Raw genomic sequence first — 21840 nt, forward strand, 5'->3', positions numbered from 1 at the left:
ATGAAATTTTCATTGCAACGTGTCGGAAGATGGCCTAATCTTGGACGTGAGCGATGGTGCATCGGCTGGCCTCTGCCGCAACGCACGCAATCGGCAAGCCGCCCGCCAGACGCTCCCTTCAATAACGACAGACCGAGAAAGGTGGAGACAATGAGACTTTGCAAGGGCAAGGCTACGCTCAGGATTCTGGTGACGGCATTGACGTTGGCGACGGGATTCGGTGCGGCGTCGGCCGCCCGCGCGGCTGACGCTCACTTCGTGCTGATCAGCCACGCGCCGGATTCGGATTCGTGGTGGAACACCATCAAGAACGCCATCAAACAGGCCGACGAGGACTTCAACGTCGAGACCGACTACCGCAATCCGCCGAACGGCGACATCGCCGACATGGCGCGTCTGGTCGAACAGGCCGCCGCGCGCAACTACGACGGCGTGATCGTCTCGATCGCCGACTTCGACGTGCTCAAGAGCGCGATCGCCAAGGTCACCGAGAAACATATCCCGCTCGTCACGATCAATTCCGGCACTGAGGCGCAAAGCGCGCAACTCGGCGCGATCATGCACGTCGGCCAGCCCGAATACACCGCGGGCAAGGCGGCGGGCGAAAAGGCGAAGGCAGCGGGCATCAAGTCGTTCCTGTGCGTGAACCACTACGCGACCAACCCGGCTTCGTTCGAACGCTGCCGCGGCTTTGCCGAGGCCATCGGCGTCGATTTCAAGTCCTCCACGCTCGACGCCGGTCAGGATCCGACCGGCGTGCAATCGAAAGTGAGCGCGTATCTGCGCAACCACCCGAACACCCAGGCCGTGCTCACCCTCGGTCCGCTGTCGGCCGCGCCCACGATCAAGGCGCTGCAGCAGATGGGCCTCGCCGGCAAGGTCTGGTTCGCGACGTTCGATTTCGACAGCGACATCGCAAAGGGCATCCAGGACGGCACGATCCAGTTCGCGATCGACCAGCAACCCTACCTGCAGGGCTATATCCCGGTCGCCGTACTGGCCATCGTGAAGAAGGAGCACACCACCGATCCGGCGAAGATCCGCCAGATCCTGGAGGCGAATCCGAAGTTCCAGCAACGCCTCGCCACCTACGGCCTGGCACCGGCCTATGGGCCGCGCAATATCGGTTCCGGCCCGGGCTTCATTACCAAGGCCAATATCGACAAGGTGGTCAAGTACGCCGGACAGTATCGCTAACGCATTTCGCTGGAAGTGCGGATACGGGAGAACCGTTCCGGCAGGTATGAAGAAAGTGGACGCGACCGGCCGCAACCGGCCAGGCCGCCCCACGTCCGCGTTCGTCACGTTTTACGTGCGTTGTACGTGCATTACGCGCCATGGGGCCGCTAGCGGTTCGGTTCGGTTCGTTTCGGGCCGCTAGCGACTGCCATCCCCTGGCGCATCAAGGAGAGCATCAATGGGCGTAGCCAACCCCTTCCACCCTCATCCGCGCAAGCAGCCCCCTTCGAGTACCGCGACGGCGTCGACCTCCAACAATGCGCCTGCGGCGTCCGACGAGCGTGTGCGCGAGGAATCGTGGTTCCGGCATCTGCTGAACCGCCCGGAATTCGCCGCCCTCGCCGGCACCGTGATGGTGTTCCTCGTGTTCGGGATTGCGGCCGGCAACTCCGGCATGTTCAATCTCGACGGCGTGATGAACTGGTCGCAAGTGGCCGCGTATCTCGGCCTGATCGCCGTCGGCGCGTGCATGCTGATGATCGCCGGCGAATTCGACCTGTCGATCGGTTCGATGATCGGCTTCTCGGGCATGATGGTCGCGCTGCCCACCATGTATTTCCATTGGCCGATCTCTCTTTCGATCGTGTTCGCGTTTGCCGGATCGATGCTGCTCGGCGCCCTCAACGGCTATCTGGTGATGCGCACGCGGCTGCCGTCATTCATCGTGACGCTGGCGTTCCTGTTCATCCTGCGTGGCCTCACGCTGGCCCTCTCGGTCATGTTCGCCGACCGCACGATCATCTCCGGCGTGGGCGACGTCGCCGCGCACGACTGGCTCGCCCATACCTTGTTCCAGGGTGTCGCGTTCAGGGGCCTGTTCGTCTGGCTCGGCCACATCGGTATCGTGAAGCTGCTCGACAACGGCAATCCGCTCGTGCCGGGCATTCCGAAGGTGCTGCTCTGGTGGTTCGCGCTGGCTGCGGTCTGCGCGTTCACTCTCGCCAAAACCCGCTTCGGCAACTGGATTTTCGCGGTTGGCGGCGACGCCAACGCGGCAAAAAATGTCGGCGTGCCGGTGCGGCGCGTGAAGATCTCGCTGTTCGTGCTGACCGCATTCTGCGCCTGCCTGTTCGCCGTGCTGCAAGTGTGCGATATCGGGTCGGCCGCGGCCGACCGCGGGCTGCAGGCGGAATTCGAAGCCATCATCGCGGCCGTGATCGGCGGCACGCTGCTGACCGGCGGCTACGGCTCGGTGATCGGCGCCTGCTTCGGCGCGCTGATCTTCGGCGTGGTGCAAATCGGCATTACCTACACGAATGTCGACTCCGACTGGTTCCGCGTGTTCCTCGGCGTGATGCTGCTGATCGCCGTGCTGTTCAATCACTACGTGCGCCGCCGCGTCGCGCAGTCGTAACGAGGAGACGACCATGTCCGATACGAATACCGTGAACACCGCGGCTGCGCCGCAGGACGACGTGATCCTCGCGCTCGAAAGCGTCAGCAAGTACTTCGGCAAAGTCATTGCGTTAAGCGACGTGACCTTGCGTCTGAAGCGCGGTGAAGTGCATTGCCTGCTCGGCGACAACGGCGCGGGCAAATCGACGCTGATCAAAACCCTGGCCGGCGTGCATCAGCCTTCGTCCGGCCAGTATCTGGTCGACGGCAAACCGGTGCTGTTCGAGTCGCCGAAAGACGCGCTCGATCTCGGCATCGCCACCGTCTATCAGGATCTGGCGCTGGTGCCGTTGCTCTCGGTGGCACGCAACTTCTTCATGGGCCGCGAGCCGCAAAAGAAACTGTTCGGGTTCCTGAAGGTGATGGACCTCGAAACCAGCGCCACCACCGCGCGCGACAAGCTCGCCGAAATGGGCATCAACGTGCGCGATCCGCATCAGCCGATCGGCACCATGTCCGGCGGCGAGAAGCAATGTCTGGCGATTGCGCGGGCGATTCACTTCGGCGCGCGCGTGCTGATTCTCGACGAGCCCACCGCCGCGCTCGGCGTCAAGCAGAGCTTCAACGTACTGAAGCTGATTCACACGGCGCGCGCGAAAGGCATCTCGGTGATCTTCATCACGCACAACGTGCATCACGCTTATCCGATCGGCGATTCGTTCACGCTGCTCAATCGCGGCAGATCGCTCGGCACGTTCACGAAGGACACCATCAGCAAGGATGAAGTGCTCGACATGATGGCCGGCGGCGCCGAGATGCAGAAGATGATCGGCGAACTCGAAGGCGCGACGATCTGATTCATTCGCGCGGGTTTCCGGCACTTGCCGTGCCGCTCGCCGCGTTCAGCTATTCAGGAATATTCATGGATCACTCCAGCACATCAAGCGGAATCGCGAACGGTAACGGGCTCACGTCCGCATCGGCTGCGAAGGTCAGCCGTTTCGCGCCGGACCGCAGCCGCGACATTGTCTGCCTTGGCCGCCTTGCCGTCGATCTCTACGCGCAGCAGGTCGGCGCGCGGCTCGAAGACGTGTCGAGCTTCGCGAAGTATCTCGGCGGTTCGTCGGCGAATATCGCGTTCGGTTGCGCGCGGCTCGGGCTTCTCTCGGCGATGCTCGCGCGCGTCGGCAACGATCACATGGGCCGTTTTCTCACCGAGACCTTGACGAAGGAAGGCTGCGACGTCAGTCATGTCCGCATCGATCAGGAACGCCTGACCGCGCTCGTCCTACTGGGCCTGAAAGATCGCGATACGTTTCCGCTGATCTTCTACCGCGAGAACTGCGCGGATATGGCCGTGGACGAAGCGGATTTCGACGAGGCGTACATTGCGTCCTCGAAAGCGCTGCTGATTACCGGCACGCACTTTTCGACCGAACAGGTGAACCGCACGAGCCGCCGCGCGCTGGATTACGCGCGGCGCAATAACGTGCGCACCGTGCTCGATATCGACTATCGCCCGGTGTTGTGGGGGCTCACGGGTAAGGCGGACGGCGAAACCCGCTTCGTCGCCAGCGAAGGCGTGACCGCGCATTTGCAGCGCATCCTGCCTTTGTTCGATCTGGTGATCGGCACCGAGGAGGAGTTTCGCATTGCCGGCGGCAAGACCGAGCTCGTCGACGCACTCGCGATGGTGCGCGCCGTGACGCCGGCTACGCTGGTTCTGAAACGCGGACCGATGGGCTGCCAGATCATCGACGGCACAGTACCCGCCACGCTCGACGACGTGCCGGTTCACGGCGGTGTCGAGGTCGAAGTGCTGAACGTGCTCGGCGCAGGCGATGCATTCGCCTCGGGCTTCCTCTCCGGATGGCTGCGCGATCAACCGCTCGAAGCCTGCGCGCGTGCGGCGAATGCCAGCGGCGCGCTGGTCGTCTCGCGTCACGGCTGTGCACCCGCCATGCCGACGCCCGCCGAACTCGACTATTTCCTGCGCGAAGCCAAGGCCGATCCGCAACGCATGCGCCGCCCCGACCGCGATGCGACGCTCGCCCGTCTGCATCGCGTCTCCCCTGCCCGCAAACAATGGAATGAAGTACTCGGCTTCGCGTTCGACCACCGCAACCAGTTCTTCGAACTCGCCCAGCAGACCGGCGCCGATGAAGCGCGCATCGCGCAACTGAAGGGCCTGTTCGTCGACGCCGTCGCCCAGACGGAAGCCGCCTTGGGCTTGCAAGGCCGCATCGGCATATTGAGCGACGACCGCTACGGTCAGGACGCCTTGAACGCTGCCACCGGCCGCGGCTGGTGGATCGGCCGGCCGGTTGAACTCCCTGGCTCCGTGCCGCTCGTGTTCGACCACGGCCGCTCGATCGGCACGGCGCTGATCGCGTGGCCACAGGAACATATTGCCAAATGCCTCGTGCAATTCCATCCCGACGAGCCCGTCGAACAACGCCTCGAACAGGAAGCGCAACTGCGTGCGCTATACGACGCGACACAAGCGAGCGGCCATGAATTGCTGCTGGAAGTGATTCCGCCGAAGCACGCGCATCTGCCGCAAGCACCGGACATTGTGTATCGCGCGTTAAAGCGGCTGTACAACATCGGGATCTATCCGGAATGGTGGAAGCTCGAACCGATGGACGCTGCGCAATGGCAAGCTGTCGATGCGTTGATCGCCGAGCGCGATCCGTACTGCCGCGGCGTGGTGCTGCTCGGTTTGTCGGCGGGTGTCGAGCAATTGGACGAGGGCTTTCGCGCGGCGGCGCAATCGACGACGTGCCGGGGCTTTACCGTGGGCCGCACGATTTTCCACGAGCCGAGCCATGCGTGGCTCGCCGGTGAGATCGGCGACGACGAACTGATCGCACGGGTGCGCCACACGTTCGAAACACTGATCGCGTCGTGGCGCGCGGCGCGCGGCACGACAGGCGCGCAGCCCACCACGGCTGACCATGCACATCAGGAGCAGGCGGCATGAACCAGCGCGTATTGCATCACGATGCGGCGTCCGCCAACGACGCCACCCAGGCCCACGCGCCATCGGGGGGCACCGTCCGCCTGACGACCGCGCAGGCGCTGGTTCGCTACCTCGCGGCGCTGCGGGTCGCGACCGAAGACGGCAGCGGCACCGAACCGCTCTTTGGCGGCGTATTCGCGATCTTCGGCCACGGCAACGTGGCCGGCATGGGCGAAGCCTTGTATCAGCACCGCGAAACCTTGCCCACGCTGCGCGCCCATAATGAACAGGCCATGGCGCACAGCGCGATCGCCTATGCGAAGGCACATTTCCGTCGCCGCATGATGGCCGTCACAACCTCGATCGGACCCGGCGCGACCAATCTGATCACCGCGGCCGCACTCGCGCATGTGAACCGCCTGCCCGTGCTGCTGCTACCTGGCGACGTGTTCATCTCGCGCGCGCCCGATCCAGTGTTGCAGCAAGTCGAGGATTTCCATGATGGCGGCGTCTCCGCCAACGATGCGTTCAAGCCGGTGTCGCGCTACTTCGACCGCATCGTGCATCCGGCGCAATTGCTCAATGCGTTGCCGCGCGCCGTGCGCGTGCTCACCGATGCGGCATTGTGCGGCCCCGTCACGCTCGCGTTGCCCCAGGACGTGCAAGCGCAGGCCTGGGATTTCCCTGCCGACTTCTTCGCGCCACGCGTCGTCACGTTCCACTCTCCCGCGCCGCGCGCTGAAGACCTCGACGCGGCGGTGGCCCGTCTGCGTCGCGCAAAGCGTCCGCTGATCGTCGCGGGCGGCGGCGTGCTTTATGGCCGCGTGACCGACGCGCTGCACCGCTTCGCCGCCGCGCACGGCGTTCCTGTGGCCGAAACGCAGGCCGGCAAAGGCTCGCTCGCATGGAACGATCCGTTGAACGCAGGCGCGCTGGGTGTGACCGGCTCGCCCGCCGCCAATGCGCTCGCTCACGATGCCGACTGCGTGCTGGCGATCGGCACGCGCTTGCAGGACTTCACGACCGGCTCGAACACGTTGTTCACGCAGGCCGACGTGATCGGCATCAACGCGAATCCATTCGACGGCCTCAAGCATCGTGCGCTGGTGGTCGAAGCCGACGCGCGTCTTGCACTGGACGCGCTCACCGAACCCCTGCAAGGCTGGCACGCGGACCGCACATGGACCACGCGCGCCCACAAACTCGCGGCGAGCTGGCGCGATACCGTGAGCACGCTCACGCATGCGCCGCAACGCGACAGCGTGCTGCCGTACGAAGGCGATGTGATCGGCGCGGTGCAGCGTTCGAGCGCGCGCTCCGCGATGGACGACATCGTGGTTTGCGCAGCCGGAACCTTGCCTGCCGAATTGCACAAGCTCTGGCGTGCCGGTAAACCCGGCGCGTATCACGTCGAATACGGCTACTCGTGCATGGGCTACGAGATCGCTGGCGGCCTCGGCGTCAAGCTCGCACGCCCCGCGCGTGAAGTGATCGTGATGCTCGGCGACGGTAGCTATCTGATGATGAATAGCGAAATCGCGAGCTCGGTGATGATCGGCGCGAAGCTGATCGTGGTGGTGCTCGACAATCGCGGCTACGGTTGCATCAATCGCTTGCAACAGGCTTGCGGTAGCGCGCCGTTCAACAACCTGCTCGACGATTGCATGCAGGGCCCGCTCGGCGCACCGAAGATCGACTTCGCCGCGCATGCGCGCGCGCTCGGCGCAGAAGCCGAGCATGTCGCGAACATCGGCGAACTTGAAAATGCGCTGCAACGTGCGCGCGCCGCCGATCGCACTTACGTGATCAGTATCGACACCGATCCGGCCCGCACCACGGCCGACGGCGGCTGGTGGTGGGAAGTCGCCGTGCCCGAGGTATCGGCGCGCGACAGCGTGCGTGCCGCGCGCTCGCAATACGACGCGCAACTTGCCGCACGGACTGCGCCTGCCGATCCCGGCGACCGCCCTGGCCACATCGACAACGAATGAGGACGCCAGCATGACTGCTTTCGACGTACGTATCGGCATCAACCCCTTATCGTGGATGAACGACGACCTGCCTTCGCTCGGCGGCGAAACGCCGCTCGAGGTTGCGCTGACCGAAGGACGCCAGATCGGCTACCAGGGTTTCGAACTCGGCAACAAGTTTCCGCGTGAACCGCAGGCGCTGAAGACACTGCTCGCCCAATACGATCTGGCCTTGGTATCCGGCTGGTACTCTGGACGACTCGCACGACGCAGCGTGGAAGAGGAAATCGCCTCGGTCGGTCCCCATCTCGACCTGCTCGCGCAGAATGGCGCGACCGCTATGGTTTATGGCGAAGTCGCCGATTCGATCCAGGGTGCACCGCAACCGCTGTATCAACGCCCGCGTTTTTTCAGCGACGCGCAGTGGGCAGCCTACGCGGCACGCGTCGACGAATTCGCGCGCTACACATTGAGCCGCGGCGTGCGGCTGGCGTACCATCATCACATGGGTGCGTACGTCGAAACGCCGGCTGACGTCGATCAGTTGATGTCGCGCACGAGCGACGCCGTCGGCCTGCTATTCGACGCCGGACATATCACGTTTGCAGGCGGTGATCCGCTCGCGGTACTCGACAAGCACATTGACCGCGTCTGCCACGTGCACTGCAAGGATGTTCGACCCGCGGTGATGAAGCTGGCGCGCAATCGCAACTGGAGCTTTCTCGATGCCGTGATCAACGGCGCTTTCACCGTACCGGGCGATGGCGCGGTCAACTTCCCGGCGATCATCGACCGATTGAAGCGGCATGGTTATCGCGGCTGGCTGGTGGTCGAGGCGGAGCAGGATCCGGTCGTGGCGCCATCGTATAAATATGCGCAGAAAGGATTCCGGACCTTGCGGGCGCTGGTCGATGCGCCGCTCGACGCCGGTGGCGGGACTGAGCAGGAGGCAGCATGAGTTTATTGGTGAAGGCACAGCGCGAGGGCCAGACAATCGCGCGGGTGACACCTGAGTCGGCGTGCTGGCGGTATGTGGGATTTGCCGCTTACCGGTTGGGTGCGAGTGAAGTCGTTCACGTGTTCGAGCCGTCGCGGGAGGTGTGCATTGTGGTGCTCACGGGCGCGGTGGATATTGAAACTGCGGACGCCACGTGGAGTTCGCTGGGTTCGCGCGACAGCGTATTCGAGGATTCCGCGCCCTATGCGGTGTATTTGCCGCCTGGCGTGCGGGCGACGGTTCGCGCCTGTCGCGATGCCGAGGTTGGCGTGGCGAGCGCGCCTGCCAAGGGTGCGTATCCGGCGAGGTTGATCGAGCCTTCTGCGATGAAGCGCTCCAAGCGCGGGAAGGGGCTGAATACGCGCTACGTATGCGATATTCTTCCGCAGACTGAGCTTGCGGAGTCTTTGCTTGTGGTTGAGGTTCGGACGCCTGGGGGGCATGCTTCAAGCTATCCGCCGCATAAGCACGATACCGATAATGTGCCTCATGAGAGTTCGCTCGAAGAGACTTACTATCATCGGCTCGATCCGCCGCAGGGGTTTGCGTTTCAGCGTGTGTATACCGATATGCGCGATATCGATGAGTCGATGGCGGTTGAGGATCACGACGTCGTGATGGTGCCGCGGGGGTATCATCCGGTTGTTGTTCCTTATGGGTATGATTCTTATTATTTGAATGTGATGGCTGGGGGGCAGCGAGTTTGGCATTTTCGGAATGATCCTGTGCATGAGTGGATTATTAATAAGGATGGTTGATGGTTTTTTTGCCTTCGCGGCGCTTTTTGGTTGTGGTTTTTTGGTGTTGGCCTTTCCTTGAATTGTTATTGGTTTATTAGCGTCGCCCCTGTGCGGGGCAGGCACCTACTTTTCTTTGCATGCCGCAAAGAAAAGTAGGCAAAAGAAAGCGGCTCACACCGCTAGCTCATAAGCGGGTCCCCCGCGCAGCCACGGTAGTGGTGCATCTGGAATCCGTGTCCTCGCGCATTCAGCGTCAGTGACAAGGCTGTCATGCTTCCGGCGGCGCTGCGCGCGCCGACGCCCAGTTCATACAACCATTGGCTGCGGTTTCGCTCTCGCGGCTTTTTCGGTTTCCTGATTCGTCGCTGCATCGCTATTGCGGGCACAACGTGGTCGTACAGTGAATGCACCCACCGATCTTTGAGGTGAGTGTTCTCCAATGCCGGCGACATAATCAGCGTGACCAGCTCGTCCGCCCATCGCCGTCGACACACACATCTTTCGGGTTACTAACAACATCGATAACATCTCACCAAGACGAAGCCGATGGTCCCCACCGCACGAAACGAAACCGCGGGTTTCCCTGGCAAACCCGTCCGCGACGCACGCAGTGCGAAGTGGGAGCTGATGAGTGCTTTGTCGCTAACGCGGAGTGTGCGGGAGCACGGATTCCAGATGCACCACTACCGTGACTGTGCGAGGGACCCGCTTAAGAGTTAGCGGTGTGAGCCGCTTTCTTTTGCCTACTTTTCTTTGCGGCATGCAAAGAAAAGTAGGTGCCCGCCCCGCACAGGGGCAACACTAATAAACCACTAACAATTCAAGGAAAGGCCAACACCGCAGGCACACCACACCAAGCGCCGCAAAGGCAAAAAAACCCCTACTTCCTACCAGCCAAATCCACCACCAACCCACCATCCCCCCCCATCCTCACAGTCCCTTTAGAAACATCCCTCCGATACCCATAAAGATCAAACTTCATCACCCCAGGATTAGAACTATCCTTAATAAAAGTCCTGGCATTCGTGACCAACGAATTAAACATCTTCACATCACCCGATTCGATCCAGACAAAACTCTTCGCCGCCCCCACAGGCGGCCTCGCCACAGCAACAGAACTATCACGCTTGAACTTCAACACCAACCCCTCATCAGTCACGGTTGCACTAGCCAGCCGCCCCTGCAAAACCGGCGGCGGAAACACGGTGTACTGATCGAACACCAGTTCGTTACCCTTCAACGCAACACCCTTCCGGGTAAAAGGCGTCAACGACGCCAACGGAATATCCAGCGCCCGCAACAACCCCGCCTGCGGCACCCCCAGCACCTTCACCGAGGTCGGCTCGTAGACAAGATGCCGCTCGTCCCTGGCGGCGATCGTGCCGCTCATCGTCGTCGGCAACCAGACGCCGGGAAAGTGATTCCACAATTTGATCCCGCCCGTGACTTCCAACTTGCCATCCACCGGCTTCAACTGCAAATCGTTCAGCGAACGCGGCGCGTAGTCCAGCAGATAGTCGTTGAACAACGCCGCCATCGCGGGCCACGGCTCGACGACCTCGCCGCCGACGATGCGAATGTCGTATTGGTCGGGATCGTCGAGATCGACCGGTTGGCCCGGCTTCTTCGGCACCATCTGCGCATCCAGTGAACGGACATGAAAGCCGATGCGGCCCGAAACGTAGAAGTCGACATTCTCGACGTGAATCAACGGCGCAGGGCCCGACGAGTGCCGCTCGTCGCCGATCGCGGAACCCGGTGTCGCCAGGCTCTGACCGGAAAACGCCGCGCGTGTGCCGACCGGGATCGCGCGTGCAACCGACGCGGTCCGCAAGGTCTGCGGCACGTGTTGCCAAACGAGGCGCGCCTGGGCCAGCGACGCCTGCTGCGCGCGAATGAAACTGTCGTTAAAGCGCGCGCTCGCGCTGCCCATTTGCGCCGGTGCTTCTTTCGCCGCGCTGGCTAGCGTCGGATAGGACGGCAAATGCACGTCGAGTGCGCCCGCTTCGTCGAAGGTGAAGTAGCCGGCCGCCATCTGGTCGCGGTAGTGGTACAGGTCGAGCACGAACGGCGCGTTCGTATCGAGCGGGGTCAGCGCCATGTCGATGTTCATCGGCATCGAACGCATGAACTTCACGTCGCCGCCTTGCACCAGCATGCCGCGTGGTGGCATCGTCGCGGGCCAGTCGATTTTCGGCACCGTGCGGTCGTCGAGCGTGAAGCGCACGCCTGCCGCACTGATATTGATCTGCGTGATCGTCATGCGCAATGCGGGCGGCGGCGTGAGTTTGGCCACCTGCATCACGACGTCGTCGCCATCGAGATGCGCGATCGGCGTGTCCACTTTCAACAGGTCGGCCATCTTCACGTGCGCGGCCTGCATCAACTTGTCGGCGCCGACGCCGGCCACTTCGACGTGATCGGCATGGAATACGAGGTCGTCGGCGTTGCGCATCGACAGCGAACCGATCAGCACGATCGGCACCCATGTATCGCGGTGCATTTCGCCGGTGATACGCAAGGTGCCGCCGTCTTGCGGCACTACGCGCATATTGCGCAGCGGCGAGCCTTGGTACTGGAACAGGTAGCGGTTGAAAATCGCCGTGAGCTTGGCGCTGTCGAGCGTGACGTCGCCCCGGTGGACGGTGATCGTCACGCTGGTCGGATCGTCGAACACGATCGGCTGGCCGGCGCGCGACGGCGTCAGCGTCGCCGCCATGTCGTGAATCATGAAGCCGATGTCGCCGGTCACGCGAAAGTCGACGTCACGCGCGAACATCAACGAACCGTCGATGCCGGAATCGCGCAGCGTCAACGTACGGATACGCTTCTCGGTCATGCCGCTCGCAGATGGCACGCGTGCGGCGACGCGCTGTTCGGCAGCGAGCTGTTTGGCTTTGGCGAGTTCGAGCGCGGGACGCGATGCGGAGGCCGGCTGGTCGGTGGTAGCGCTGGCTGCGGTGTTCGAAGCGGGGGTGACGCTGTTCGTGGTGACGCCGTTCGACGCTGGAATGACGCCGTTCGCGGCAGCGGTGCCATTCGAAGCGGTGGTGACACTGTTCGTGGTAGCGACGCCGTTTATGGCAGGGGCGCCGTTCGCAGCGTTAGCGGTAAGCCCCGCGCCCAGTGGAGATTTTGCCGTCAGCGGGCTGTCGTTGTTGCTCACGGCGTTCGCTGCCGTGGTCGTTTGTGTCGACGGTGCGGATGCCACATCGCCCGGGGAGGAACTCGCGTCGGCGCACGCGGACATCAGCAGCGCAGCCGTCACCAGCGCAGCACCGGCGCCGGCACGCGTGCACCACGTATCTCCGGGCGGCGTCCGCGCCACTCGACACGACAACATCCTTTGAAGCGGTCTCAGCGCGGACTCCGCCTGCACGCCGTCAGCCGATGTTGCGCCCAATGCGCCTGTCTGTTTCATGATGTCTCCTCCTGAAGCCGCGGCGCGTCTTTTGCGCGTCCGGCACGGCATGGTCCGTCGCACATACGCCGGCTTTAAACGCCGAGCCGGCGTTGCGCGCCTTTGACCTGATTGTCTTGATTTGTCAGCGCGCTGCCGACAAGATTTCTGGAGGACGCTCACCAAACGATCAAGCGTTTGAATCGCTACAGCAAGTCATTGGGAAGCCCCGCGCGTCGGGCGCGAGCGGCCTGCGCGCAAACAGGATTCAAACAGCATCCCGGAGACGTTTTGGGTACGCGGCGAATTGCGCGTGCCTCGCACAGCGCATGACGCGCACATCAGGACAGCAAAATGGTCGCAAATTCGAATGCGGCACTGCAATAAAACTGCAGCGAAACACCAGCCGTGGACGCCGCGGCTCGGCTTTGCGAAACCGGATTTGGGCGATACCGGTGGACTAGCAGGCGCCCTTCTTGCCTTCTTACCCTTCTTGTGTGCCCTTCTCGTGCCCCGCTACGCCCCCCGCTAACCCACACCTAGCCATTCCTGCATCACGTCCGGGCGATTCACGAACGACGCGAGCGCGTCATCGAAGACAATTTCGCCATGCCCCATCACCGCAACCCTGCTGGCGATGTCCTGCGCAATCACGAGCCGCTGTTCGATCAACAGCATCGCCACGCCCCGATCACGCAGCATCCGCAGACACTGTGCGACCTGCGCCATCACCTGGCTGGCCAATCCCTCGCCGGGTTCGTCGATGATCAGCAGATCAGGATCGCCGAGCAACGCCCGGGCGAGCGTCAGCATCTGCTGTTCGCCGCCCGATAACGCGCCGGCGCGGGTGCGCTTTCGCTCACGCAGGACGGGGAACAGTTCGTAGGCATCGTCGAAGGCGAAGCGCGGAATGCGGCCGCGAGCGCGGGACACCACACCGAGTTGCAGATTCTCGTGGACGCTCAGCGTCGGAAAGACGTCGCGCTGTTCGGGCACGTAACCGAGTCCCAGGCGAGCAATCTCAAAGGTGCGCAGGCCGCCGAGTGCATGGCCGGCGAAATACAGTTCGCCCTCGCTGCGCACGAGACCCATGATCGCGCGCGCCAGCGTCGAGCGTCCGGAGCCGTTGCGCCCAACCAGCGCGACGACTTCGCCGGCGTCGATCCGCAAGCTAGCCCCGTGCAGGGTCTGGCTCGCGCCGTACCAGGCGTTCAGTTGTCGAATGTCGAGCAAGATGGTCATGCGGGGAAGCTGTCGCCAAGATAGGCGGCGCGCACTGCCGCATCCGTGCGAATCGCCGCTGGCGCGCCGGTCGCGATGATCCGGCCTTGCACCAGCACGGAAATCCGGTCGGCGATCGCGAACACCGCGTCCATGTCGTGCTCGACCATCAGCAGCGTACGGCCCGCCGTGGTCGCGCGGATCAGTTCGATAGCGCGCGCCGCTTCGGCGCGGTTCATGCCGGCGGTGGGCTCGTCAAGCAGCAACGTGTGTGCGCCTCCGGCGAGCGCAAGACCGAGGTCGAGCGCGCGCTGCTCGGCATAGCTGAGCGTGCCGGCCTGGCTATGCCGGCGCATGCTTAAGCCCACGGCTTCGAGCACCTGCTCGGCGCGCGCATCGACCGTGCGTGAGCCGCTGAAACGCTGCCACCAGCGCGTGCGGTCGCGTTCGCCCAGCATGGCTGCACAGCGCAGGTTGTCGAACACGCTGAGGCGAGCGAACACGCTGGTGGTCTGGAAGCTGCGCGCGAGGCCACGGCGCGCGATCGCGGCGGGCGCAAGACGGGTGATCTCGGCGCCGAACAGATCGATGCGCCCGGCGTTCGGCCGGGCGCCACCGGCGATCAGATTGAACAGCGTCGACTTGCCCGCGCCGTTCGGACCGATCAACGCATGCCGCTCACCGGGTTCGATCGCCAGATCGACGCCGCGCAGAACCCGCGTGGCGCCGAAGCGCTTTTCGATGCCGTAGACCGCGAGCGCCGGGATCATCGTGCATCTCCGGTAATCGGCGTGGCACTGCTGCGCGCGGTAAGACGGGCTTGCGCGCGGACCGCGTAGCGCACGGCGAGTGCCCCTGCCGCCGCCAACACGAACACCGCAACGCCCAGCCAAAGATGCGGTGACGCCGTCTCCAGCGGCACGCCGATAACGCTGAACACCGCGCCATCGTCCGCACCGAATTGCACGGCATAAGCCCACTGCACCGCGAGCACGACGGCCAGCGTCCACAGCGCCGCCGAGGCCGCGCCCCAGAGATACGCCTTGCTGCACACGCGCCAGCCGTAAGCGGCAACGCGTGCCGTGTGCCGCTGCATGAAGCCCGCCAGACCATCCGGCGACGCCACCACGACCACGATAAAGAACAGCCCCAGATAGAACAGCCAGGCCCGCGTCACGCTCGCCACCGCGACGCTGAAAAACGTCAGGACGATCGCGCCCGCGACCGGCCCGAAAAACGCCGCGGTGCCGCCAATCACCGTCGCGATCAGCACAGCGCCCGAGCGCATTACGCCGACGCTTTCCGTCGACACCAGTTCGACATTGATCAGACCCAGGGTACCCGCGATGCCCGCAAAAAACGCCGACATCACCACCACGCCATAGCGGATGCGGCGCGGATAACAACCGATCGCTGCGGCGCGCGCCGGGTTGTCGCGCACGGCGTTGGCGAGCCGCATGAACGGTGTGCGGGAGAGCGCGAACATCGCCACGCTCGCCAGCACGCACCACACCGCGATCAACGCATACGCTTCGCGAGCCGGGCCGAAGCTCCAGCCTGCCAGCATCGGTCCGCTCGCGCGATCGATCGGCACACCGGCCTCGCCGCCGAACCAGTCGGGCAGCGTCCACGCGGCCGCCGCGACCAGCTCGCCGATGCCGAGCGTGATCATCGCGAAAGCCGTCCCGGCGCGCCGCGTCGACACGAGACCGAGCAGGACCCCGCACAATGCGCCGCCGATGCCGCCGATCAACGGCAGCAGCACCAACGGCGCGCCAATGTGGTTGAACACCTGCGCCGCGACCAGCGCGCCGAGTCCGGAATAAGCGGCATGTCCAAAAGACAGCAAGCCGGTTTCGCCCAGCAGCAGGTTGTACGAAAGCGCGAAGACGATCATCGTCGCGGTTTGCGCGAGATAGGCGAGGAGCCAGCTTTGCGGCCAGACAAAGGGAGGGACGGCGAGGAACAGGATAAGCGCGAGCCACGGTGCGAACCTGCGCAACATTGAGCGAGGCGCGGCGGCCGGCACAGCGAATTTTTCGGCCGGCTCACGCATGATCGTCACGCCGTCCGAACAGTCCGCGCGGACGCAGCGCCAGCATGGCGACAAGCAGCAGATAAGGAATCAACGGCGCGAGTTGCGCCAGCGTCAGCGTGTCCCATGCAGCCGGCAGCGCGCCGCCGAATATGCCTGTGAAATCGCCCAACGACACGTCGCTCGCCACCGCAAAGGTCTGCACGCAGCCGACGATCAGCGACGCCGCCAGCGCCCCGCTCAACGAGCCCAGTCCGCCGATCACGACCACCACGAACACGATCGAGCCGAGCGAGTCCGCCATCGCCGGTTCGATCACGAAGAGCGGTGCGCCGATCACGCCGGCCAACGCGGCGAGCGCCGTGCCCGTTGCGAATACGCCGGTGAACACACGCGGCACGTTGTGGCCGAGCGCCTCGACAGCGCTGGCATGCGTGAGCGCGGCGCGCACGATCAGCCCCGCCTTCGACACGCGCAACGCCGCGTAGAGCACCGCCAGCATCGCCAGCGACACCGCCATCATGAAGGCCCGATAACGCGCGAAGGCCGCGCCGTAGACCGTGAACAACGGTCCGTCGAGCACGGCCGGAATAGTCGCGCCAAGCGGACTCAGACCCCAGCCGAGCTTGACCAGTTCGCCGAGCAGATACGCGGCGCCGAAAGTCAGCAGCAATTCGGGGAGATGGCCGTGCACCCGCACGCGGCGCAGCAGCCAGCGCTCCAATGCCGCGCCGATCACGCCGACGATTAGCGGCGCGATCACCAGCGCACTCCAGAAACCCGCATGCGCCGCCACCGAAAAGCCGACGTACGCGCCGAGCATGTAGAAGCTCGCGTGCGCAAAATTCAGCACACCGAGCATGCTGAAAATCAGCGTCAAACCCGCCGACAGCATGAACAGCAGCAGGCCGTAACTGACGCCGTTGAGCAGGTTGATGACGAACGACTGCACGCGCCTATTCCGCCTGCACGGCGACGGTCAGCGGTTCGAGCGCCGCACGCAAGCCGGCGGGCAAGGTCACCGGGCGACGCGTGACACGATCCACATACACGTGCACGAAATGGCCCTGAGCGGCGGGTTGATCTTCGCCCTCCTTGAAGAGGCCCACTTCGTAGCGAACGCTCGAGGTGCCGAGCCGCACGACCCTCAGACCCGCATCGACACGCTCGGGAAACACCAGCGGCGCGAAGTAATTGCAATGCGTCTCGACCACGAGGCCGATCGTCGCGCCATGCTCGAAATCGAGCACGCCGGCGCGGATCAGATACTCGTTCACCACCGTGTCGAAGTAGCTGTAATAGACGACATTGTTGACGTGGCCGTAGACGTCGTTGTCCATCCAGCGGGTGGTGATCGGCAGAAAATGCGGATAGGCGCTGCGCGCGGCGGGTGCGGGTTTGTTCATCGTGACGTGGCGTAGGGGTGAACTTAATTGTTGACCAGGCTCATTGGCCGGCTAGCTGGGCAAGCTCGCTGGCCGAACTTACTGCCCCGGTTTTTCGACAAATTCGAACGGCAAGCCGCGCCGCCGCATCCATTCGCCGAGCGCCTGACCCGTGCCCGCGCGCCATGGACGCAGGTTGGCCGGCTCGACCAGCCGGTATTCGAGCAATTCTGGCGACAATGCGACCGTCCCGTACGCCTTCACGTGATACGCGATGATCAGCTCGTTTTTGCGGATGAATTCGTAGACGCCGATCAATTCGACCGTCTCCGCGTGCAGCGAGGTTTCTTCCAGCACTTCGCGGGCAATGCCCTCCTCCGGGGTTTCGCCGTTTTCCAGAAAACCGGTGATCAGCGCGAACATGCCTTCCGGCCAGGCGGCGTTGCGCGCGAGCAGGATCTTGCCCTCGTACTCGACGATCGCGGCTACCACCGGCAGCGGATTGTTCCAATGGACGTAGCCGCATTCCGTATCGGGACAGGTCTGACGGACCCGCCCGCCTTCGTGTTCGGCATCGGCGCGCTCGATCAACGGCGTAGCGCAGCGCGGACAAAATCGGTATTCGGTCATGGCGAGTGGGTCGTCTCTTATGGTTTGTGTGCGGTGTTTTCAGTATTGAATGCCGTGCCGCTGATTCAGCATCGGGTACGCGTTCCTGTTTGTACGTGTACGCCTGATTCCAGCTTCCGGTTCGCAGTCCCGGCCTGGTTGCAGGCGTACGGTCGATGCGGTTTCAGGCCTGGCACAGCTCGCGCACTTCCGCCGCGAAACGCTCGACGGTTTCCGGCTGCGTGTCCCAGGCACACATCAGCCGGCAACCGCCCGCGCCGATGAACTCGTAGAACTTCCAGCCGCGCGCACGCATTGCCTTGGCGGCCTGCGCGGGCAATTGCGCAAAGACCGCGTTCGATTCTCGCGGAAACATGATGCTCACGCCGGGAATTTCCTGCAACCGCGTTTGCAGCAAAGCCGCCATTGCATTCGCATGACGCCCGTTGCGCAGCCAGACGTCGTTATCCAGCAATCCGAGCCACGGCGCCGAGATGAAACGCATTTTCGACGCGAGTTGGCCGGCCTGTTTCAGACGGTAGGCGAAATCGTCGGCGAGCGAACGGTCGAAGAACACCACCGCCTCACCGACCGGCAAACCGTTCTTGGTCCCGCCGAAGCACAACACGTCGACGCCCGCCCGCCACGTGATCTCGGACGGATGCACGTCGAGCGCCGCGACCGCGTTTGCAAAGCGCGCGCCGTCCATATGCACTTTCAGTTGACGCCGTTTGGCGATCGCCGCGATCGCGCGCACTTCCTCGACCGTGTAGACAGTGCCCACTTCCGTCGATTGGGTCAGCGTGACGACCTTCGGCTTCGGATAATGAATATCGGCGCGGCGCGTGACGACAGCTTCGATCGCATCCGGCGTGAGCTTGCCGCCGACGCCCGGCGCGGTCAGCAGCTTAGAGCCGCCGGAGAAGAATTCCGGGCCGCCGCATTCATCCGTTTCGATGTGCGCGAGTTCATGGCAGATCACCGAGTGATACGACTGGCACAGCGACGCCAGCGCCAATGAATTGGCGGCCGTGCCGTTGAACACGAAAAACACTTCGCAATCGGTCTGGAACAGATCTCGCAGGCGGTCGCAGACCTGGCTGGTCCAGGAGTCGTCGCCGTAAGCGGGTTCGTGGCCGCTGTTGTTGGCGGCGATCAGCGCGTCGAGCGCTTCGGGACAGATGCCGGCGTAGTTGTCGGACGCGAAATGTTGCATGGCTGGCGGCGCGCCCGGCGACAGGCGCACTGAGATGACGGGAAAGCGGTCATTTTAGTGCGCCGATGAGTTATTTGTTTTCCGGTTTGGTATTTGCCTCGCGGACGGTTCAACTGCTTCATGTTTTCGTCGCAAGAAGGCGGACAAACTTGCCGTGCCGGCACGTGTCCTTGCGAGATCGGTTGACGCCGAGGGATGTGCCGCTCGGCAACGCCGTTAGTGGCAGCCGCAATCGGGCATGCGCCCTCGGCCGCGCGGCATATGGGCGACGATGATCAGGCCGACCGCGCCCAGCAGCAGTGCCCCGGCCGCCAGCCACAAAGCCGGCGAAAAGGACCCCGTGTGTTCGGCAATCGGCGCAGCCACCAGCGGGCCGACGATCTGGCCAACGCCGTAGGCCGCTGTCGCGTAACCCATCAGGCCGGCCGCTTCGTCGCCACGCAGACGGCGCGCCTCACGCATCGCGAACAGGGTGATTGCCGTAAATGGCAGACCGATCAGGATGCTGCCGAACGAGAAACCGCCTGCTGTGGGCCAGATGATGCCGAGCGCAATCCCGGCGGCTTGCAGCACGTAGCAACCGGCGAGCAGCGTGCGGTTGTCCCAATGCACGGGCAGACGTGCCGCGAGCAGCGCACCGACGACCAGCGCCGCGCCGAACATCGGCCAGAACAGATCGGGCCAGGACGAGCCCGGCAGCGCGTGGCGCGCGATCACCGGCAGGAACGTCGCAGTGATGATGTAGCCGAAGCCGGGGATGCCGTAGAGCAGGATCAGCCAGAAGGCGTCGGTGGGGCGTGGGGTCGGGTTTGGGGGGGAGAGGTGACTTGTGGCGGGGCTTTGCCCGACGGACGGGCTTGAAATTGCGGCAGAGAGAGGGCTTGTGGATGGCTGATTCACAGCGTACCGGCCGGCGCTGTAGCGCCTGACCGCGTACTGCCCACTTTGGTGCTGCGCGGCGGAATGCTGGCCGGCCGCGCGTTGACTTGCATGAGCGGCGTTCGTTGACCCGCTCGCGGCAAGCTGCGCGCCTCCTGAGGTGATGCCGGTCCCGGCCCCGAACACTGGCCAAACCACGATCGAAAGGATCGCAGCGATGAGCCCGAAGCCGAGCCAACCCGCGGTCGCGCCGTAACCACCCGCGGCGCTGACCAGCAAACCCGTGCCGACGATGCCCACGCCCGGCCCCGTATAAATCACCCCGCTCCAGCCGTGCGCGCCGAGTTCGGCGAGCCGCCGCAAGCCCCACTGCGAGGCAAACACGAAGGTCCAGGCGCTGACCGCGCCGGCGACGAAGCGCACGACCGCCCACAGCCAGAATTGGCCCGTTACGCCCATCGCCAGCGTCAGCAGGACCGTCGCCACAAGCCCCGCGCGCACCATGCGCGCCGGCGCGACCCGCAGCGCCGCGCAAGTGAGCGCGCCGACGAAATAGCCCGCGTAGTTGAACGATGCAAGCCAGCCGCCATGCTGGATATCGATCTGCGGCTGACCGAAGGTGCTGCCGTGGAGCATCAACGGCAAGAGCGGCGTGAACGCAAAACGGCCGATGCCGAGCACCACGGCCAAAGTGACCATGCAGGCAAGCGCTGCGCGGCGGGCAGCATGCTGGTCGGCAGACGTATCGTGCGCGGTGGAAGCGAGATCGATCATGAGCGAAAGGTAAATGGAATCGGGCCGGTAATCGCCGGTTTGTTCGATCCATATTAGCTTGACCTTTTGATCACGAAAAATGAATAATTAGGATATCAACCATCGCCAGGAGAGAATCGTGGATCTGGCCGCCTTGACCATTTTTCGTGCTGTCGTACGGGAAAACGGCGTGACGCGCGCCGCCGCCAAGCTCAATCGCGTGCAATCGAACGTCACGACGCGCATCAAGCAACTCGAGGAGCAACTGGGCACCGACCTGTTCATCCGCGACGGCCGGCGCCTCGTTCTGACGCCGGCTGGCGAGACGCTGCTGCCCTACGCGGAGCGTCTGCTCGCGCTCGCCGACGAGGCGCGTCACGCCGTGCGCGAGGATCGTCCGACTGGACGCCTGCGTTTAGGCACGATGGAAAGCGTCGCGGCGACGCGTCTGCCTGGATTGCTCGCGCGTTATCACCAGCAGTGGCCGGATGTCGCGCTGGAACTCGAAACCGGCACGACCGGCAAGCTGATCGAGCGGGTCCGCGAATTCGAAGTGGATGCAGCGCTGGTAGCTACGCCGCTGGATCCTGCGTCGCTTGGCGAATTGTTCGAGACGGTGCCGGTTTTTCGCGAGGAGCTGGTGATGCTGTCACCGCGAGGCCATCGGCCGATTCGCGAAGTGAAGGATATTGCTTTATCGACGCTGATCGCATTCGAGCGCGGGTGTGCTTACCGGGCGTACATCGAGAAATGGTATCTGGAGCATGGCGTAAGGCCGGCTCGCGTTCTGGAGCTCGGCTCGTATCATGCGATCGTGGCGTGTGTCGCCGCCGGCGCGGGGGTCGCCGTGGCGCCGCGATCGGTGCTCGATCTGCAAACCGATGCGAGCAATATCGCCGTTCATGAACTTCCCGACATTGGTTTGATCGAGACGCTTCTCGTCTGGCGACGGGGACATTTTTCGTCCGCGCTCAATGCGCTGCGACAAACGCTTGTGTCGGGAGAAGAGGCGGTGGCATTGTCTGCCGCTGCATCGGTAGGTGTTGTTTGAGGCTTGGGGCTTGGGGCTTGGGGCTTGGGGCTTGGGGCTTGGGGCTTG

The 21840-nt window shown here is 63.8% G+C and carries 18 protein-coding genes; 9 read left to right on the top strand and 9 right to left on the bottom strand.

Translation table 11 applies throughout. From position 1 onward, the window contains the following. Nucleotides 1-150 precede the first annotated feature (150 nt). The 7 genes from PQQ95_RS35465 (at nucleotide 151) to iolB (ending at nucleotide 9261) form a co-directional block, all read left to right on the top strand. The gene (locus tag PQQ95_RS35465; protein ID WP_408446762.1) at nucleotides 151-1197 is read left to right on the top strand and encodes a sugar ABC transporter substrate-binding protein; all 1047 of its coding nucleotides are present in this window, start codon (nucleotides 151-153) and stop codon (nucleotides 1195-1197) included. A 220-nt stretch (nucleotides 1198-1417) separates the two neighbouring features. Next, entirely contained in the window at nucleotides 1418-2593 is a 1176-nt protein-coding gene (locus PQQ95_RS35470; protein WP_408446763.1) for an ABC transporter permease, read from the top strand. A 13-nt stretch (nucleotides 2594-2606) separates the two neighbouring features. Beyond that, the gene (locus PQQ95_RS35475; protein ID WP_408446765.1) at nucleotides 2607-3431 is read left to right on the top strand and encodes an ATP-binding cassette domain-containing protein; all 825 of its coding nucleotides are present in this window, start codon (nucleotides 2607-2609) and stop codon (nucleotides 3429-3431) included. Nucleotides 3432-3496: 65 nt separating this feature from the next. After that, on the top strand, nucleotides 3497-5557 hold the full coding sequence (locus tag PQQ95_RS35480) for a bifunctional 5-dehydro-2-deoxygluconokinase/5-dehydro-2-deoxyphosphogluconate aldolase (RefSeq protein ID WP_408446767.1): 2061 nt from the start codon (nucleotides 3497-3499) through the stop codon (nucleotides 5555-5557). Beyond that, nucleotides 5554-7527, top strand: a complete 1974-nt coding sequence (gene iolD / locus PQQ95_RS35485; RefSeq protein ID WP_408446769.1) for a 3D-(3,5/4)-trihydroxycyclohexane-1,2-dione acylhydrolase (decyclizing) — start codon at nucleotides 5554-5556, stop codon at nucleotides 7525-7527. The genes PQQ95_RS35480 and iolD overlap by 4 nt, the downstream gene beginning before the upstream one ends. Nucleotides 7528-7537: 10 nt before the next feature. Then, nucleotides 7538-8464 carry a myo-inosose-2 dehydratase gene (iolE, locus tag PQQ95_RS35490; RefSeq protein ID WP_408446772.1) on the top strand — a complete coding sequence of 309 codons (927 nt, stop codon included), beginning with the start codon at nucleotides 7538-7540 and terminating at the stop codon, nucleotides 8462-8464. Beyond that, nucleotides 8461-9261 carry a 5-deoxy-glucuronate isomerase gene (gene iolB, locus PQQ95_RS35495; protein WP_408446773.1) on the top strand — a complete coding sequence of 267 codons (801 nt, stop codon included), beginning with the start codon at nucleotides 8461-8463 and terminating at the stop codon, nucleotides 9259-9261. Before iolE ends, iolB begins: the two co-directional genes overlap by 4 nt. 862 nt (nucleotides 9262-10123) lie before the next feature. Here iolB and PQQ95_RS35500 read toward each other — a convergent pair. Next, on the bottom strand, nucleotides 10124-12082 hold the full coding sequence (locus tag PQQ95_RS35500; RefSeq protein WP_408446775.1) for a hypothetical protein: 1959 nt from the start codon (nucleotides 12080-12082) through the stop codon (nucleotides 10124-10126). Here PQQ95_RS35500 and PQQ95_RS35505 point away from each other — a divergent pair. Beyond that, nucleotides 12081-12593 carry a hypothetical protein gene (locus PQQ95_RS35505; RefSeq protein WP_408446776.1) on the top strand — a complete coding sequence of 171 codons (513 nt, stop codon included), beginning with the start codon at nucleotides 12081-12083 and terminating at the stop codon, nucleotides 12591-12593. The two genes, PQQ95_RS35500 and PQQ95_RS35505, sit on opposite strands and share 2 nt — an antisense overlap. Before the next feature lie 578 nt (nucleotides 12594-13171). Here the strand turns inward: PQQ95_RS35505 and PQQ95_RS35510 are convergent. The 8 genes from PQQ95_RS35510 to PQQ95_RS35545 form a co-directional block, all read right to left on the bottom strand. After that, complete coding sequence (locus PQQ95_RS35510) at nucleotides 13172-13885, bottom strand: ABC transporter ATP-binding protein (RefSeq protein ID WP_408446779.1); 714 nt, start codon at nucleotides 13883-13885, stop codon at nucleotides 13172-13174. Beyond that, a complete protein-coding gene (locus PQQ95_RS35515; protein WP_408446782.1) occupies nucleotides 13882-14634 on the bottom strand; it encodes an ABC transporter ATP-binding protein in 753 nt (250 codons plus the stop codon). The genes PQQ95_RS35510 and PQQ95_RS35515 overlap by 4 nt, the downstream gene beginning before the upstream one ends. Beyond that, on the bottom strand, nucleotides 14631-15920 hold the full coding sequence (locus PQQ95_RS35520) for a branched-chain amino acid ABC transporter permease (protein ID WP_408446783.1): 1290 nt from the start codon (nucleotides 15918-15920) through the stop codon (nucleotides 14631-14633). Before PQQ95_RS35520 ends, PQQ95_RS35515 begins: the two co-directional genes overlap by 4 nt. Then, nucleotides 15913-16851 (bottom strand): branched-chain amino acid ABC transporter permease, encoded by a 939-nt coding sequence (locus tag PQQ95_RS35525; protein ID WP_408446784.1) that lies wholly within the window; start codon nucleotides 16849-16851, stop codon nucleotides 15913-15915. Before PQQ95_RS35525 ends, PQQ95_RS35520 begins: the two co-directional genes overlap by 8 nt. A 4-nt stretch (nucleotides 16852-16855) precedes the next feature. After that, complete coding sequence (locus PQQ95_RS35530; protein ID WP_408446787.1) at nucleotides 16856-17305, bottom strand: acyl-CoA thioesterase; 450 nt, start codon at nucleotides 17303-17305, stop codon at nucleotides 16856-16858. 78 nt (nucleotides 17306-17383) lie between these two features. Beyond that, nucleotides 17384-17914, bottom strand: coding sequence for an NUDIX domain-containing protein (locus PQQ95_RS35535; protein WP_408446790.1), 531 nt, complete (start codon nucleotides 17912-17914; stop codon nucleotides 17384-17386). Between the two features lie 163 nt (nucleotides 17915-18077). After that, nucleotides 18078-19109 (bottom strand): threonine aldolase family protein, encoded by a 1032-nt coding sequence (locus tag PQQ95_RS35540; RefSeq protein WP_408446791.1) that lies wholly within the window; start codon nucleotides 19107-19109, stop codon nucleotides 18078-18080. A 216-nt stretch (nucleotides 19110-19325) separates the two neighbouring features. Continuing rightward, nucleotides 19326-20762 (bottom strand): YbfB/YjiJ family MFS transporter, encoded by a 1437-nt coding sequence (locus PQQ95_RS35545; protein WP_408446793.1) that lies wholly within the window; start codon nucleotides 20760-20762, stop codon nucleotides 19326-19328. A gap of 118 nt (nucleotides 20763-20880) precedes the next feature. Here PQQ95_RS35545 and PQQ95_RS35550 point away from each other — a divergent pair, with 118 nt between their 5' ends. Next, entirely contained in the window at nucleotides 20881-21792 is a 912-nt protein-coding gene (locus tag PQQ95_RS35550; RefSeq protein WP_408446795.1) for a LysR family transcriptional regulator, read from the top strand. Nucleotides 21793-21840: the final 48 nt, after the last annotated feature.

It is taken from the genome of Paraburkholderia caffeinilytica (assembly GCF_046030355.1).
In the GTDB taxonomy this organism is placed as follows: Bacteria; Pseudomonadota; Gammaproteobacteria; order Burkholderiales; family Burkholderiaceae; genus Paraburkholderia; species Paraburkholderia caffeinilytica_B.